Consider the following 17,130-nt stretch of genomic DNA (forward strand, 5'->3'; position numbering starts at 1 on the left):
CTTAAGTGAACGGCATTAAGGCTTCGGTCTTCCTTTTTTAGTTTTACGCCTTTAGGTTTTAAGTAAGGTACAACAAATGACAAAGCACTACTCATATTGGTTCAAGCAAGCGTTAGAACAAGAGTTTGGCAACATCAATGAGGGGCTAGATTCGGCGAAGTCGCTCCAAAAAGACGTCAACTGTGATATCGCCATTGTTGGCGGTGGCTATACGGGTTTATGGACGGCGATTTTAATCAAACAACAGCAACCCGAAAAGCATGTTGTCGTGATTGAAAAAGGTCTATGTGGTAGCGGTGCTTCTGGTGCGAACGGCGGTTGCATGCTGACGTGGTCAACTAAGTATCCGACGCTGAAAAAGCTCTACGGAAAAGAACAAGCGAAATGGTTGGTTAAGGAATCGGAAAAGGTTATATACGAGATTGAAGCCTTCTGTAACGAACACAAGATTGACGCGCATCTATATCGAAGCGGTACTTACTACACGGCGACCAATGAAGCGCAAAAGGGTGGAATGGAGCCTGTTGTTAATGAGCTGGTTAAGCAGGGTATCAATAGCTGGAAGAAGTGCGACAATTCTTTGGCTGATAAAGCGGGATCTGATCGCCACATTGAGGGTTACTACTCAGAAGCTGCGGGTAGTGTGCAGCCAGCGTTATTGGCGAGAGGCTTACGCCGCGTTGCGATCGAATTGGGTGTCGAAATTTACGAAAATACAGAAATGACTTCTCTTGATTACGGCTCACCAGTTCGCGTCCAAACTAAGGGTGGGACGATAACTTCCGATAAAGTGATCTTAGCGCTCAATGCGTGGATGCTCGATCACTTTAAAGAGTTCAAACGCAGCATAGTGGTTGTCTCTTCCGATATGGTGGTGACCAAGCCTATTCCTGAAAAGCTCAAGCAGTTTGGTCCAGAGAAAGGGGCAGCGGTGGTAGATTCGCGTATCTTTGTCCACTATTACCGAGATACCCAGGACGGACGACTCATGTTGGGCAAAGGCGGCAATAAATTCTCGTTTGCGAATCAGGTTGAAAGCATGTTCAACCAAACGACTAGCTACCTACCGATTCTCAATCAATCGTTCCAAAAATTGTTCCCTAAATTGGAACAAAGTGAATTCGATTACAACTGGTCTGGCGGCTCAGATCGTTCGGTCACCGGATTGCCATTTTTCGGTAATCTAAAAGGCCAAAGCAACATCTATTATGGGCTTGGTTACTCTGGAAATGGCGTTGCTCAAACCCGTATGGGCGGGAAGATTTTGTCAGCAATGGTACTCGATATCGACAATGCTTGGACGCGAAGCGGTTTAACTAAAGGCCCATTAGGACACTTCCCGCCAGAGCCATTCCGTTGGGTAGGTGCGATGATAGTGCGTGATGCGGTACGAAGAAAAGAGAACGCGGAAGATTCGGGTAGCACGCCATTGTGGCTAGATAAACAGTTATCCAAACTCGCAGGTGCGGCGGGCAAAGCCGACAAGGTTGAATCATAGATTAATCTAGCGTTTAAATTAGAAGTTTACATTGAGGCTCTCAGTGATTTATGGGCAAGTCACTGAGGGCTTTCAACGTTGAACTAACTTTCAATGTTGAACAAATAGCAATTTTTAATGCTTATTATATCTGCAATATAACTGTCATTTAGCTTCTATAAATTTGTCACTCAACTGCAATATTCTCAGTATAAATTTGGTATATACCATATAGAGAGTGCTGTAGTATGAGCAACCAAACTTATTTGAATATTGAAAACGTTGTAAAGCAATTTGGCCAATTTACAGCGTTAAAAGACATCTCCCTATCGATAGATAAAGGCGAGTTCGTCTGCTTCCTTGGCCCATCTGGCTGTGGAAAAACCACCTTATTACGTGCGATTGCAGGCCTAGACTTACCAACGTCAGGTTCTATTGAGCAGAACGGTAATGATACGACCTTCTTGCCACCAGAAAAGCGCGACTTTGGCATCGTGTTCCAGTCTTACGCTTTGTTTCCAAACCTCACTGTGGAAGAAAACATTGCGATTGGGCTGAAAAACCAAGGCATGTCGACCAAAGAAGCCCTTGAGACGGTTGAGTCTTGGTTAGAGACGATCGGCTTACCAACGTCTGGTCAGAAATTTCCAAATCAGCTATCTGGTGGACAGCAGCAGCGTGTTGCTCTGGCTCGCGCATTAGCCTTGTCTCCAGGCTTGTTGCTACTCGATGAACCGCTTTCTGCGTTGGATGCGAAGGTAAGAACACACCTACGTGATGAGATCTGCCAACTGCAACGCAAATTGGGTATCACCACTATTATGGTGACGCACGACCAAGATGAAGCGTTAACGATGGCAGACCGTATTGTCGTGATGAATCATGGTGTTATCGAGCAGGTCGGTGCTCCTCAAGAGATCTACCAAAAACCTGTCAGTCGTTTTGTGGCTGAGTTTGTTGGTAGCATGAACTTTATTCAAGCTTCTGTTGCGGCTCAAGGCAAGATGCGTATTGCTGAGTCAATGCTGCCGTTACCTGGCTTAGATAATCTCACGCCAAATCTGGGTGATGTTTTTGATATTGCCGTTCGTCCAGAGCAAATCCAGTTTGTTGATCGTTTTAGTGAATCCTTGCCAGTGAGAATCGTATCAAGCGAATTCTTAGGGGCGTTTTATCGTGTTGAGTGTCAATTGCAACATGACTCAACGGCGAAAGAGATCATCGTTGATGTACCCGTCAAAGAGTTCAACCGATTGAAGCTGCGTCGCAGTGATATTCGTTACGTGGCGTTTGATCAAGAAGGCCTTAGAGCTTACTCATCGAAAAGCCTGCAAGTGATGAAAGACGAGGCGGCGTAATCAATCATGGAATCGACTCAAATGATGCAATCTAAGCTGCTAATTCAACGACGAGTACAACCTTTTCTGGCTCGGTTAAGCAAAGACAACGTAATTCTATTTGGGCTGTTGGCCTTTTTGTCTGTGGTCATGACGTTGTTTATCCTGATGCCACTGTGGGCAATGTTGAAAAAGAGTGTTCAGAACGCAGACGGTGAATTTGTAGGTTTACAGAATTTCGCTACGTATTTTGCGTCTCAAAGCCTGTGGCAGTCGGTAGGCAATACCTTCACGCTTGGATTGCTAGTGACCGTAGTCGTGGGTGTCTTGGCGTTTGGTTATGCCTATGCGCTAACTCGTTCATGCATGCCTTTTAAGGGGCTTTTTCAAGTACTGGGTTCTGCGCCTATTCTTGCTCCGTCACTGCTTCCTGCAATCAGTCTTATCTTCTTATTTGGTAACCAAGGTATCGCTAAAGAAGTCTTGGGGGGCAACTCGGTTTATGGTTTGATTGGTATCTCACTGGGCTTGATATTTTGGACGTTTCCACACGCCTTGATGATTCTGACCACCTCATTAAGAACCTCTGACGCTCGCCTTTATGAGGCAGCACGTGCACTCAATACTTCATCGTTAAAAACTTTCTTTATGGTGACGTTACCTGCGGCAAAATACGGCTTGATCAGTACCCTGATCGTTGTGTTTACGCTGGTGGTTTGTGACTTTGGTGTGCCAAAGGTGATAGGTGGTAGCTACAACGTGTTATCGACTGACATCTTTAAGCAGGTGGTTGGTCAACAGAACTTCTCTATGGGTGCAGTAACCAGTATCTTGCTGCTATTACCTGCGTTGCTTGCGTTTACCGTTGACCGCTGGGTTCAAAAGAAACAAAAGAGCTTGTTTGATACTCGTTCTGTCGCGTACCAACCTGAACCTAGTTCACTACGTGATGGCTTATGTTTCCTTTATTGCACCATCATCTCTGCTGCTGTGGTTATTGTGTTGGGCATGGCGATATACGGTTCGATGGTCACCTTCTGGCCTTGGAACAAAGCGCTGACGCTAAACAACTACAACTTCGCAGAAATGAGTACTTATGGTTGGGCGCCATTCTTCAACTCCTTAACGCTTGGTGCTTGGACTGCGGTTATTGGTACTGTTCTGATTTTCTTAGGTGCATACTGCATTGAGAAAGGTCGCGCCTTCGGTCCTGTTCGTCAAGCGATGCAAATGCTCAGCGTTGTTCCGATGGCCGTTCCGGGTATGGTGCTGGGTTTGGGTTATATCTTCTACTTCAATGATTTGAGTAACCCACTTAACTTCTTGTATGGCACGATGGCGTTCTTGGTGATTAATACCGTGGTTCACTACTACACGGTAGGGCACATGACGGCGTTAACGGCATTGAAACAACTGCCTTCCGAAATTGAAGCAACAGCGGCTTCGGTAAACTTACCGCAATACAAGCTGTTCTTTAAGGTGACGTTACCTGTTTGTCTGCCGGCGATTTTAGATATTGCGACATACCTGTTTATTAATGCACTTACCACGACATCTGCGGTAGTATTCTTGTATTCTACCAATACGATTCCAGCGTCAGTATCAGTACTGAATATGGACGATGCAGGTCAAACCGGTGCAGCAGCAGCGATGGCGGTGATGATCATGATATCTGCAGCGAGTGCGAAGTTGATTCATATGCTAATCAACAAGTTATTCGATAAGCGCACCCAAGCTTGGCGTAAACGCTAGCGAACCACTTATATTGCAGTTGGCCAAGGAGTGGCTGACGACAAGAACAAGAATGAAAGGAAATGAAGTGCAGTACGTAAAAATCAAAGATGTCATCGTAGAGCAGATAGAGTCGGGGATGTTAACACCACGACAGAAGCTGCCTGCGGAACGTAAGCTGGCTGAATCGTTTGATACGACTCGAGTTACCTTACGCGAAGCCTTGTCTTCACTTGAAGCGGAAGGGCGCATTTATCGAGAAGACCGACGTGGTTGGTTTATCTCTCCCGAGCCGCTTCGTTACGATCCAACACAAACGCTGAACTTCACCAATATGGCTCTATCGCAGAATCGACAGCCGAAAACTGAGTTGGTGGCGGCGAAAGGAATGTTAGCAACCAAGGAGGCGACTCGGCTTCTTGAGTTACAACCTTTCTCGGACGTTTATCGAGTAGACAGAGTTCGTTATCTTGAAGATAGGCCGGTTGTGTATGTGACCAACTACATTCGACCAGAGTTGTTCCCTAACTTGCTTGATTATGACTTGTCTAAATCGTTGACGGACATCTACCGCGAACACTTTGGTGTGGTGTATCAGAAGATCCGTTACCGAGTGAGCACAACGTCTTTACTTGGCGAGACAGCGCAAGCCCTGCGTGCGACTTCTGGCTCACCTGCAATGGTTGTTGAGCGTGTTAACTACAATCAAAACGGCGATCTGATTGACTGTGATATTGAGTATTGGCGTCATGACGCGATCAGTATTGAGTCAATCGCGCAGCTAGAGCGCTAGTCATACGTTAGAACGTTAGCATATCTGCAATTATGCAGGATTGCCCAATTGAAAAGTTCAAAGGTCTCTTATTCGGAGGCCTTTTTATCACCTGTTGTCAGCCGTTGTGCTAATTCATCTATAATTTAGGAATGAAATGGAATTCTCTGCCATCGTCATCGTGACTATTTCGGCTTTGCTTCACGCGGGTTGGAACGTTCTAGGTAAATCGAATCAAGGATCGGGCTCGTCTTTCTTCTTAGCCTCTGGCTTTGCCGCTGCTGCGATATTGACTCCCTATTTGATTTGGTTCATTTACAGTGTCGGCTTTGTGGATATCACGCTTTTATTCTGGAAGCTACTTCTTTTAAGTGGTATTTGCCAAATCATCTATTTAATCGGCTTAGGTGTAGCCTACAAGCAGGCCGATATTGGGGTGATTTACCCGATGGCACGAGCGCTGCCCGTGTTGATGGTGGGTTTAGGCACGGTGTTGATAGGCTATGAGCTGTCACCTAATCAATGGTTTGGCTTCACCTTGATTACCTTGGGTTGTTTGTTTGTACCACTTAAGAAGTTTTCAGATCTTAGGTTAAAAGCGTATCTCAACCTTGGCGTACTGTGGGCGTTAATCGCGGCCATTGGTACCACGGGCTATTCCATCATTGATAAAGAAGCGCTTCTGTTACTCGATCCTTTGAGCACACCAGTTATAACTAACAAGCACACCGCGATTTTCTACCTAGGCATTCAGTTTTGGGCGATTGTGATTCCGCTGAGTGTTTGGTTATTCGTAACCAACCAAAGAATCGAGTTTACTAATGCGTGGATACTACGTAAGAAAGCCACAGTGGCCGGTATCATGATGGCTTCGACCTATGGCTTAGTGCTGTTTGCGATGACCATGACTGAAAATGTCAGCTTGGTTGTTGCTCTTAGGCAAGTGAGTATCATTTTCGGCGTAGTGATGGGGATCTACTTTTTAAAGGAAAAGTGGCACGCGACTCGCGGTGTAGGCGTATCTCTAATTATTGCTGGCTTAGTTATCTCATTGACTTAAAAGATCGCCTGAGTGATTGGGGATTTGTGAATAGGTATCTCTATTAAGTTAAATGAAAAAACGCCCTTAGCGAAACAAACTTCGTTAAGGGCGTTTTCTCTTTATCTAGTAAGAAGCTGTAGGTAGTAAAAGACTTACCCCGCTAAATCTTGAGCATCTTGCTGTTTCAACACTTTGTGGCCATCTTCAGTGACACCACGTTTCCAGTAGCTGCTGATGTAGATGTTCTCTTTCGCGACTTCTTTTTCGTTGCGGAAGTATTGTCTTAGCTCACGCATGCTTTCAAATTCACACGCTGTCCATATTGAAACCTGACCTTCTAACCATTCTGTGTTGCGCACGGTTTGTGAAAGTGACTCTGAGGTTTCATCTTCAATCAACCAGGTTACTTTGATACCTTGAGGAGTCTCAAGTACCTGCTTATCTGCTGCTGAGTTGATCTGAATGATAGCGTGACCAGTTGCTGTTTCTGGGAGCGTTTTTACTTTTGCAGAAAGCGCAGGTAGGGACGTCATGTCTGCAACTAAGAAGAACCAGTCTGACTCTAGGTTAAGCCCCTGAATTAAACCAGGACCAGCCACTGAAATAGTGTCACCCACTTTCGCGTTCATTGCCCACCTTGCAGCAAAGCCACACTGCAAATCTTTAGTGATGTGACGAACGAAATCGACTTCAATCCACTGCTCTACAGGATTGTACTGATGAATGGTGTAGGTACGCATGGTTGGGCGCTCACCTTCGTTTAGCTGGCTTAAATCAGTCGTGCCAAGTGGCGAGAATAAAAGCTTGATGTAGCCGCCGGCACATTCTGTTGGGTATTTACTTAATCCCTCACCGCTAAGCGTTATGCGCTGCATGTTTGGAGTAATTGTTGAGGTTTGAGTAACGGTTAATGTGATAGGGCTAGGCTTGCTCATATAAGGCTCTCTTAGATTTGGATTTCCACATCATAATCCTGAACTAAAAAACACTCAATACTAATAGTTATCATTTACTTTTGTTTACACATGTACTACCTAACTTATACGACAGATCCTATTGAGAAACGGATCCTACAAAAAAGAGCCCTTTAGAAAACTAAAGGGCTCTTAGGATTGGTTTGACTCAGCGAACAGAATTAGCTGTTTGCTTGCTCTAGTTCAATCGTTTCTTCAGCGGCTTTCGCAGCTTCTAGCATCTTACGAATAATGAACGATGCTGCCATTGCGATACCTACCATCACGACGGCAAGAACAGTCAGCATTTGGAAGTAATCACCGTAAACCGTTTGCACGATCTCTTGTGTGATCTCTTGACCTTTCTCTAGTGCAATAGACGTTGAGAATACCGCGCCAACAATGCCTGATAGTGCGATAGCAACAGAGAACAAGCTTACTGAGAAGTTTTCAATGTGCTTAGGTGCAACAGACAGGATGAAGGCTACAACCATTGAACCTACAATCACTTCACCGAATGCTAGGAAGAAGTGAATCGCTAGGAAGACTTCTGGGCGGATCAGAACATCGTCACCCACTGTCGTTACTGCCATCGTAAGGATACCGAAAGCGATAGCCGTAAGGATGAAAGAGAAACCGACTTTGGTTGCAGTTGAGAAGTTAATGTTTTTCTTTTCTAGGCTAGAGAAGATACCCGCGATGATAGGACCAGCAACCATACACCATAGTGGGTTCATTGCCATTGAAGCTTCAGGTGCAACAGGGATAAAACCAAATAGATCGCCACGCATTGTGTTGATCGCTACCATTGTCATCGAAGTCATCATCTGACCGTAGTACACGAAGAAACATGTCGTCAGGAATGTGATGATTAAAATAGTGCCCATTTTCAGCATGTCTGATTTCTTCGATTTCAACATCAAAGAAACAAAGTAGACGATTGCTGCACCGCCAATTGCGTATACGATGTTTTGGCCAATATCCATGTTCGAGAACATGAAGAATACCAAGCCAATCATAGCGGCAGAAAGACCAAGGAACGCTGCCCAGTTTTTAGTGCTTACTGGTTTTTGGTCGATTTCAGCACTTGCTTCAACAAGGCCTTTGCGAACAAAGATCATCATCAGAAGCGCAGCACCGGCTAGAACCGCTGAAAGAAGGAAACCACCGTGGAAACCAACAACAAGTACTAGCATTGGGAACAGGTATTGGCCTAACAGAGCACCAATATTGTTTACTGAGTAGTTGATTGGGTAGCAGTTCTCAAAATCTTCTTGAGTTTTGAACGTGCGTTTGTAAAGACTTGGGTAAGAAGGGGACATCAAACCACGTGCATAACTTGCTAACGCAATACCACATAATGCCATCGGAACATTGGTTGCTGCTGCACCAAGTACCAGTAGAACGTAACCACTTGCGAACCCTAGGAAGGCAATGGTTAAAGATCGGTAAGCGCCTAAAAACTTGTCGGCGATAAAGCCACCTGCGATAGCAAATAGCGGTCCGATTGCAGAGAAAGCACCAACAACCATCATGGTGTCGGCTTCATTGTAGTTCAGATCTTCAAGGAAGAAACGAGTCAAGATCACCATGACGCCATAGAACGAAAGTCCGAACATCATTTGGCAGAACATCATTGATTTGTTTAATCTATTCCACATTATTTTATTCTCACGTTTGTATTAATATGTAGTGTAATTACCCGATTATAATATCATTAGTAGTAATACATAAACTGAAACATCTGTCCCAAACAGAACTATACTCGATATATCTTTTCTTATGAGTGCATTCATATTTCTCATGAATGAGATTTGCAACGTTAGATTTTGCAAGTGGATGCATGGCGGTATGAAATTTAGCCATCATCATTTGTGGCTAAGTAATGAACTAATAAAGGGAAAGTTAGAGGTAGTCATTCTGTAAGTTATTTTGAGTGAGTATCACTTTCAATTAGCTGTTGGGCTTTAGCCAATAAAAAAGCCAGCTTGGTGGCTGGCTTTGTTGAGATATTGAAAACTAAGTTTACAAGCATGCTGTCTCTATAGAGGCTTTCTCCACTCGTGTTCCTGTCTTTTATTCACAAGGTGGTGCCATGTGGATCACGGCTAGGCCGCCTAGAGAAGTTTCACGGTACTTCTTGTTCATGTCTTTACCTGTTTGATACATGGTCTCGATAACCTTGTCTAACGAGATAAGACACTTGCTGGTACGTTTCAACGCCATGCGCGATGCATTGATGGCTTTCATTGCACCCATTGCGTTACGTTCGATACATGGCACCTGAACAAGGCCACCGATCGGATCGCATGTCATGCCCAGTGAGTGTTCCATCGCGATCTCAGCGGCAATACAAATCTGTTCGTTGCTACCACCACGTAGGGCAGTTAGGCCTGCTGCGGCCATTGATGAAGAAACGCCGACTTCACCCTGACAACCTACCTCTGCGCCAGAAATCGAAGCGTTGGTTTTGTATAAGATGCCGATTGCGCCAGAGACTGCCAAGAAGTCTTTAAGCTGCTTGGTGTCTAGCTCCTTGATGAAACGATGGTAGTACATCAATACCGCAGGTATAACCCCAGCCGCACCGTTGGTCGGTGATGTCACGACCTGACCGCCCGCTGCATTCTCTTCACTCACGGCAAAGGCAAATAGGTTAATCCAATCCATGATCTCCATTGGATCGTTTTCAATCGAGGCATTCGCTTCAAGCTTTTTAAGCAGAGCAGGTGCTCGACGAGTGACTTCTAGGCCGCCATCAAGGATGCCTTCTGTGTCAAAGCCACGCTGCATACACAGAGACATCACCTTCCAAATTTGGTCGGCTTTCCGGTCAATCACATCCATACCTTGGAATGAAACTTCGTTACGTAGAATTAAGCCACCAAGGCTCAGTCCTTGTTGTTCGGATAGTTCAAGTAACTGATCAGCGGAAGAGAAAGGGAACTCAACTTGTGTTTCTGCTTCCTGTTTGCCGTTTTGTAGCTCATCAGCGGTTGCGATAAAGCCACCACCAATCGAGTAGTAGGTTTCCATATCCAGAAGGCTGCCGCTTTCGTCAAAGGCAGAGATAGTCATGCCATTTTCATGCAACGGAAGGTTAGTTTTGTGGAAGAGCAGATCGCTTTCTACATCGAAATAAATTTCATGGTTACCGCTAACCAATAGAGATTTATCTTCAATCGCCTTACGCATTGCTTGGTTAGCACTGGTGATTTTAATGGTGTCGGGGCGGTTACCTAGCAAACCTAACAAGGTCGCTCTGTCTGTGTGGTGACCAATACCCGTCAATGATAACGAGCCGTATAAGTCGATTTGAATACGCTTCACTTGCTTAAGCTGAGCATCAATTTTTTGGGTAAAGTTAAACCCAGCGATCATTGGTCCATTTGTGTGGGAGCTGGATGGTCCAACCCCAATTTTGTAGATATCAAAAATAGACAGCATAGTAACTTCCTGTGAAGACGGTTCGATGGACGAACTCTGTGTAAAATTTGTATTTGGTTAGTTGCACTTCTTTGAGTGAACCTGTTCTGTGGGTGAAACAGTTATGCGATAGAGCGTATTCATTGATTGAAAGGGCTCTTTTATCGACTAGTGCTAACAAGCATAGAGCGATGAAATACAAGAGCGTGCTATGTTTGCTGTAAAGCGACACGTTTATTCTTGTATTACCTAAGATGTCGCTATCAATAGTGAGCATTATTGCGAGCAACATATAAGAATTTCAAAATACTTTTGTTAACAAGTATTGTATACATAATTCACTCCATCTAATCCCCAAAACGAGACTTGAACATAAAATGAGCATTAATCACCTCCTTATTGTGCTGGGTAAGCGACTTAATGAGAATAAATTGACTGATGAAGGAATCAGTCGAGTTGATGCTTTGGTTGAGTATCTGGCGGAGCCTTTGGTAGAAGAGTCGAATCAGCAAACTGCGGTAGCATTTTGTGGTGGGCTAACAAAAGGGCAAACACTGTCTGAAGCCGACGCGATGCACCAGTACTTTAGAAAGCTTGAAAAGCAGCGTGAACATCCGTTTTCTTTAGGGGCGATTTTGCTCGAGCAGCACTCGACCAACACTGTCGAGAACATACAGAACTTGGCCTCAGAGTTGATTGCAAGCGGGCTGTTTACTCGCGGGCAAAGTGTGCAAGTGACATTCGTTTCGAATGACTACCATTTACAACGTATATTCGAGATTCAATCGCTCATGGGCGAGCAAGGTTTGCTTAAAGTTCTCATCGAGAAGTGTTCCGCACTTGGGGTAGAGCAGCAAATAGATCGCAGGTTGGAGGCTCATGTTGCGGTGCCATACCCACATCAAAGTGCTCAGGGGCAATTGTTTCTGTTGATGGACGTACTGACGACCTACCGAGTTTATCTTGAAGGTGTTTGTGCGGGCGCATTTAAGCGAGATTTAGAGTTGGTTAGACGAGAGCCAGAAAGACTGTCTTTGGAAGCATTGATCACTGCCAAAGAGCTCGTTGGACGTTCATCTGACTTTGACATTGTGGAGAGTTTACTCCCAGCATTGGAGCGCTGTATCCAGCAGACTTCAGTGGGTACCGATGTAAAAAAAGTCAGGGAATACCTAGCTCTACTAGATACTAACCTGACTTTATTGAACCGTTATTTAGATCCGGAATCGGATCTCACACATCGCTGGTGGCGATAGGTGATTATTTCTTTCTCGTGATGCCAATAACGGCCTTTAAACTCGCAAAGGCAATCAGACAGTAAGCTCGAAGCTTTGTGCCTTCTTCTGCTCACGCGAACGTAATCACCGCCCGTCACATTGGCCAAAAGGCTCATGTGTTGTATTACAGTGATTAACTTTGGGTTTCTGAATCTTGCTCGTGGTGGTTGCGGTAGTATTCCCACTGCTCAATGCGTTCACCGTCATCGAATACACAGTAAGTTGTACGCTGATTGTTTTCAGTAACCGTGTCTAATTCACCGTCCTGTTGAACACAATAAACCGCTGCTGGGTTAGCGACTGAAACACGTTGGCCCTCGCTATATTCTGCATAGTCGTTTGCACAACCGCCTAATACAACGGCACATACAGCCATCAAACCAATTTTCTTCATGTCTATCTCCTACGTGATAACTCTATAATCGAATGCGTTAAGTTCTACAGAACCAAATGAGAAGCTCTATGAAATTAGTATATTTTAGATTTCAGAAAAGGTTGTCCTAATTTGGTCAAGATATTGAAATAGGTTGATATTTCTTCATGTTTAACGACTTTTTGAGTGTTAGATCAAGCTAAGTGGATTCAAGTTACCGTAGGAATATCCCCGTCCGCTCCGTTCTGGTTAGCGGTTGTGAACCTCGAATCTATTGATGATTATGATATGATGCCGCCAAATTCAGTAGAGCAGTCAGAATCATGAGACACCTAAAAACAACCATCCATCCTGATATCGACCATCTAGACAATAAAACGGTCTATAAGCGCAACGCTGCCCGTGCCATTGTGTTAGATGGTGAAGACATTCTGATGCTGTATACAGAGCGTTATCACGACTACACCATTCCTGGTGGTGGTTTGGATGAAGGGGAAGATGTGATCGCAGGTATGGTTCGTGAACTCGAAGAAGAGACTGGCGCGAAGAATATCCATAGCATCAAGCCGTTCGGCATTTTTGAAGAGTTTCGTCCTTGGTACAAAGATGATGCAGACATGATGCACATGATTTCTTACTGCTACTCATGCAAGATCGATCGTGAGCTTGGTGAAACGGCTTACGAAGATTATGAAGTGAAAAATGGGATGAAACCGGTGTGGATGAATATCCATGAAGCGATCGCTCATAACGAAAAGACCATGGCAGAGAGCCCTAAGAAGGGCATGAGTATTGAACGTGAAACCTTTTTGCTGCATTTGATTGCCAAAGAGATGCTTTAGCCGTTATCAATACTAGCCTGCTAAGCTATTTATTTGCCGCCACTTTTGGCGGCAAAGTTGTTTCTAGCAATGCTAAAACTTAATACCCGAAACTAATTATTGAATATGGTTGATATTGTCAACTAAGTGTTTTTGATGTATCTTTACCTCAGCGATGAACCTATCTAGCTTAACTGCCCGGTTATATCGTTAAATCTCGCTGTGAGCCTGCCCTAAACAAAGAATACTATGAATAAAAGACAGTTTATTGCCCATTATCTGCGCATGAATCGCACCTCGTACTTATTGGCGATTGTGTTCATCTTTCTCGTCAACTGGTTACAAGTAGAGATCCCTCGCTATATCCAATTGGCGATAGATTTGATTGATGATGCCTCTTCAACTGGCCACCAACAGCTTCAAACCTATGTTTGGATTGTGGTCGGGATGTCGGTTGCCATGGTGGTGGTGAGAATTCTGTCTCGTATCTATGCGCTTAATCCGGGGCGAATTACAGAGGCCGCACTTAAAAGTACACTTCTACAAAAGTTGAATCGCTTACCGAGCAGCTTTCACGAACGCTTTGCTTCGGGTCGACTGATCTCGATTATCAACAATGACCTTAGTGGCATTCGACTGCTGTTTGGTGTCGGCTTCTTGCAGTTCTTCAATGCCTTGCTTGCGTTGTCGTTGACGCCTCTTTACATGTGGCGTATCTCACCAGAATTAACGCTTTATTCGATCATTCCTATCTCAATCGCTTTTGTGATTTTCCGTGTGGGCTTCAAGCGTATGAAAATACTGCATTTAGAGCACATGAAGCGTCTACAAAACCTGTCTGCTCAGCTAATGAGTTACCTGTCTGGGATTGATCTCATTAAGAGCCAGCAGATGTCACCTTGGGTGAAAGCCGAAACTGAAAAGCTGAACCAGTTATTGCTTGAATGCCGCCTTAAAATTACACGCATTCAAGTCTTCTTTATGCCGGTACTCGACTACGCCAATGACCTGATGAAAATCATCATTCTTGGGCTTGGTGGCTACATGTTAATGAGACAGGAACTCACACTTGGTGAGATTACCGCCTTTCTGACTTACTCGGTTTTGCTCGCTATGCCATTGATGCAACTTGGCAGAATCGCGACCATTTATCAGCGTGGCATGGTAGGTATTCAAAGTGCACAAACCATTCTTAATGCCAAAGTCCCGGAGCTTGATGAAGATAAGCTGACTGAACTAGATGTTGAATCACTGAAGGGAAAAACGTTTTCTGTTCGCAACCTCAGCTTCAGCTATTCAGGTGAAGAACGCGTGATTCTCGATGACATCAGCTTTGATATTCCAACAGGTAAGAAAGTGGGTGTGTTAGGCGGGATCGGAGCGGGTAAAACGACATTAGTGAACTGCTTAAACCACCACTTGGATGTACCACAAGGTTCTGTTTTCCTTGGTGAAAGAGATGTCACTAGCTTCTCACGCAGTGACTTACGCCGTTACGTGAAAACCGTGACTCAAGACCCTTACCTGTTTTCAGCAACCGTCGAAGACAATATCCGCTTTGGTAGCCTAGATACCGATTTGGCAAAGAGTCAGGTTGATGAAGTGCTAGAGCTCAGCCAGTTGGCTAGTGATGTGACACGTTTTGAACACGGCGATCAAACCTTAGTCGGTGAGAAAGGGATCATGTTGTCAGGTGGTCAGAAGCAGCGCTTAAGTATTGCGCGTGCTTTATTGCAACCCACCGACCTGATCATCATGGATAACGTTCTATCGGCTGTCGACTATGAAACAGAACGTAAGATCTTGGAAGGTTTGTTTAAACGTTTGGAAAATCAATCGGTTCTTGTGGTTTCACACCGCGTTAATGCCCTTGAATATATGGATGAAGTCATCGTGTTGAACGAAGGTAAAGTGATCGCGAAGGGCGACCACGCCACGTTATTGAAAACCTGTGATTACTATTACGATACATGGCAACTACAGCAGAATGAAACGGAGGCAGCAGCATGTTAAAAGGTGTTGATCTCAAATACCTCAAGCACTTTTTTAAGTTTGCTAAGAAATACAAAGGCTCTGCGATTCTGGGCATCGCTATGCTTCCTCTTTCTGTCATCACGAGCTTGTTGTTCCCTTGGCTGATCATTCAAGTGATCGATGTTCACCTGAGTCATGGGGATATGGATGGTCTGCTCGAATACGTCTTCTATCTCGTTGCCGTGCTGGTGGCGAGTTATGTGGTGGATACCACCTATTCGTACAACCTTCGTAAAACTGGGCAATACACGATAACTGACATGCGCTCAGTGTTGTTTGCTCGCGTGCTCAAACTGCCACGCAGCTATTTTGATAACACACCGATTGGCGTAACGCTTTCACGATTAACCAGTGATTTGGAAACCATCGGCGAGACGTTTGTTCAGTCGGTTGTCGGGCTAGTTAAAGACAGCATCAATACCATTGCTCTGTTGGTGATGATGTTCTTCATTGATTGGCAGTTAACGATGATTGTATTGATCATTATGCCGCCAGTGATGTATTTGACGGTGTATGTGAGAAACCGACTTCGTGCTCTCTATAAGGTGACTCGTTCTTCTCTCGCTCGCGGTATTGGCTTTTTACAAGAAGTCTTATTTGGCATGAAAACCGTTCAGATGTACCGAGCGGAAGAGCAAGTCGAGCAACGCTACCAAGGCTATACCGATGAGTTTTTAAGAGCGCAGAAGAAGATCAATAAATACGATGCGATTTTGTTCTCGTTTATCTCTGGCATCACCTCCATCACTATCGCGATTATGATCTGGTATGGCTCTGAGCAAGTGTTAGAAGGGGCGCTCACCTTGGGTGTGCTGATTGCGTTCATCAACACCTTAGAGAAAGTGTTTGTTCCGATTCGTGACTTTACTTCGCAGATCGCTTCGATTCAGAGTTCATTTGCAGCGTTTGACCATATTGAAGAGCTGTTTGTTGAGCCGACTGAAGAAGAAGGGCGCAACCTGTTGTCATCTAACAAGGTTGAGAAGCAGCTTGAACAGTTTGTGAGCCTAGAGTTTAAGAACGTAAGCTTCCGCTACAAAGACGACTCTCCCTACGTTCTAAAGAATGTCTCGTTTGTATTGGAGAAAGGGCATCAAATCGCGCTTGTGGGTTCGACGGGCTCGGGCAAGTCGACGATTCTGCGTCTGATCTCTAAAGCCTACCAAGACTATGAAGGCAGCATTTTGTTGAATGGAATAGAGCTGTCACAGATCTCAAGTGAAGACTCTGCTCATTTGTTCTCAATGATGATGCAAGACGTGCACTTATTTGAAGAGACCATCCAATTCAATATCGCGCTGGGCAAAACGCATCTATCTAGAACTGAGGTTGAACAGGCGGCGCGCTATGTTTATGCCGATAAGTTTATTGAACAATTGCCACAAGGTTATGACTTCCACTTGGAAAAGAACGGCTCTAACTTGTCTGTAGGGCAAACGCAGCTTATCTCGTTCGCTCGAGCGGTTGCACAGGGTGGTCAATTGATGATGCTTGATGAGGCGACCAGTTCGGTAGATTCAATCACTGAAGACCTGATTCAAAAAGCAATGCAGCGCCTTTTCAAGGAAAAAACCGTGATTGCGATTGCACACCGTTTGAGTACCGTTCGTCACTCAGATACGATTTTGGTGTTGGAAAAGGGTGAAATTGTTGAGCAAGGTAATCATCAACAGCTGGTGGCACACAATGGTATTTATGCTGGCTTGTTACAAGAATCGATTGTAGAAACGGGCGATTCTCAAGTAACGGTTGCCTGATCACCTCAAATCAGGTTTACCGTTATCGATACTATGAATTGGTGTTGCTTATGTTTCACCAATTTCTATTCTTTTCTAGTATTCCCAGTAGCTTAGGGAAAATAAAACATATTTTACGATTATTAATATG

Annotated in this window: 13 protein-coding genes; 9 read left to right on the plus strand and 4 right to left on the minus strand. The window is 44.6% G+C overall.

The features are described from left to right. Positions 1-76: 76 nt before the first annotated feature. The 5 genes from AB4323_RS21350 to AB4323_RS21370 all read left to right on the plus strand — a co-directional run bounded on the left by AB4323_RS21350 (position 77) and on the right by AB4323_RS21370 (position 6,377). Positions 77-1,498, plus strand: a complete 1,422-nt coding sequence (locus AB4323_RS21350) for an FAD-dependent oxidoreductase (RefSeq protein WP_372058054.1) — start codon at positions 77-79, stop codon at positions 1,496-1,498. Positions 1,499-1,725: 227 nt separating this feature from the next. Next, a complete protein-coding gene (locus AB4323_RS21355; RefSeq protein ID WP_017067332.1) occupies positions 1,726-2,835 on the plus strand; it encodes a putative 2-aminoethylphosphonate ABC transporter ATP-binding protein in 1,110 nt (369 codons plus the stop codon). A gap of 21 nt (positions 2,836-2,856) precedes the next feature. Beyond that, a complete protein-coding gene (locus AB4323_RS21360; protein ID WP_372058053.1) occupies positions 2,857-4,566 on the plus strand; it encodes a putative 2-aminoethylphosphonate ABC transporter permease subunit in 1,710 nt (569 codons plus the stop codon). Between the two features lie 67 nt (positions 4,567-4,633). Further along, positions 4,634-5,338 carry a phosphonate utilization transcriptional regulator PhnR gene (gene phnR / locus AB4323_RS21365; protein WP_029235340.1) on the plus strand — a complete coding sequence of 235 codons (705 nt, stop codon included), beginning with the start codon at positions 4,634-4,636 and terminating at the stop codon, positions 5,336-5,338. 136 nt (positions 5,339-5,474) lie between these two features. Continuing rightward, the gene (locus AB4323_RS21370) at positions 5,475-6,377 is read left to right on the plus strand and encodes a multidrug transporter (RefSeq protein ID WP_372107163.1); all 903 of its coding nucleotides are present in this window, start codon (positions 5,475-5,477) and stop codon (positions 6,375-6,377) included. 134 nt (positions 6,378-6,511) lie between these two features. On the opposite strand, the gene AB4323_RS21375 is transcribed toward AB4323_RS21370, so the two are convergent. The 3 genes from AB4323_RS21375 to AB4323_RS21385 form a co-directional block, all read right to left on the minus strand. Beyond that, positions 6,512-7,294 (minus strand): siderophore-interacting protein, encoded by a 783-nt coding sequence (locus AB4323_RS21375; RefSeq protein ID WP_372058051.1) that lies wholly within the window; start codon positions 7,292-7,294, stop codon positions 6,512-6,514. Positions 7,295-7,494: 200 nt separating this feature from the next. Further along, positions 7,495-8,973 carry a peptide MFS transporter gene (locus AB4323_RS21380; RefSeq protein ID WP_069601584.1) on the minus strand — a complete coding sequence of 493 codons (1,479 nt, stop codon included), beginning with the start codon at positions 8,971-8,973 and terminating at the stop codon, positions 7,495-7,497. A gap of 415 nt (positions 8,974-9,388) precedes the next feature. Beyond that, positions 9,389-10,759, minus strand: coding sequence for an L-serine ammonia-lyase (locus tag AB4323_RS21385; RefSeq protein WP_102393582.1), 1,371 nt, complete (start codon positions 10,757-10,759; stop codon positions 9,389-9,391). A gap of 356 nt (positions 10,760-11,115) precedes the next feature. Between AB4323_RS21385 and AB4323_RS21390 the strand changes: the two genes are divergently transcribed. Beyond that, positions 11,116-11,994: a YdcF family protein gene (locus AB4323_RS21390; protein WP_229647725.1), complete on the plus strand. Its 879-nt coding sequence runs from the start codon at positions 11,116-11,118 to the stop codon at positions 11,992-11,994. A 154-nt stretch (positions 11,995-12,148) separates the two neighbouring features. Here AB4323_RS21390 and AB4323_RS21395 read toward each other — a convergent pair whose 3' ends face one another. Continuing rightward, positions 12,149-12,409 carry a DUF333 domain-containing protein gene (locus AB4323_RS21395; RefSeq protein WP_102332036.1) on the minus strand — a complete coding sequence of 87 codons (261 nt, stop codon included), beginning with the start codon at positions 12,407-12,409 and terminating at the stop codon, positions 12,149-12,151. Between the two features lie 302 nt (positions 12,410-12,711). On the opposite strand from AB4323_RS21395, the gene AB4323_RS21400 reads away from it, so the two are divergent. The 3 genes from AB4323_RS21400 to AB4323_RS21410 all read left to right on the plus strand — a co-directional run bounded on the left by AB4323_RS21400 (position 12,712) and on the right by AB4323_RS21410 (position 17,000). Continuing rightward, positions 12,712-13,230 (plus strand): NUDIX hydrolase, encoded by a 519-nt coding sequence (locus tag AB4323_RS21400; RefSeq protein WP_017059522.1) that lies wholly within the window; start codon positions 12,712-12,714, stop codon positions 13,228-13,230. A 228-nt stretch (positions 13,231-13,458) separates the two neighbouring features. Beyond that, a complete protein-coding gene (locus AB4323_RS21405; RefSeq protein WP_102332038.1) occupies positions 13,459-15,222 on the plus strand; it encodes an ABC transporter ATP-binding protein in 1,764 nt (587 codons plus the stop codon). Beyond that, positions 15,216-17,000: an ABC transporter ATP-binding protein gene (locus AB4323_RS21410; protein WP_372100090.1), complete on the plus strand. Its 1,785-nt coding sequence runs from the start codon at positions 15,216-15,218 to the stop codon at positions 16,998-17,000. Before AB4323_RS21405 ends, AB4323_RS21410 begins: the two co-directional genes overlap by 7 nt. The last annotated feature ends 130 nt before the right edge of the window (positions 17,001-17,130 follow it).

The organism is Vibrio sp. 10N.261.52.C11 (assembly GCF_041471405.1).
GTDB lineage: Bacteria > Pseudomonadota > Gammaproteobacteria > Enterobacterales > Vibrionaceae > Vibrio > Vibrio crassostreae_C.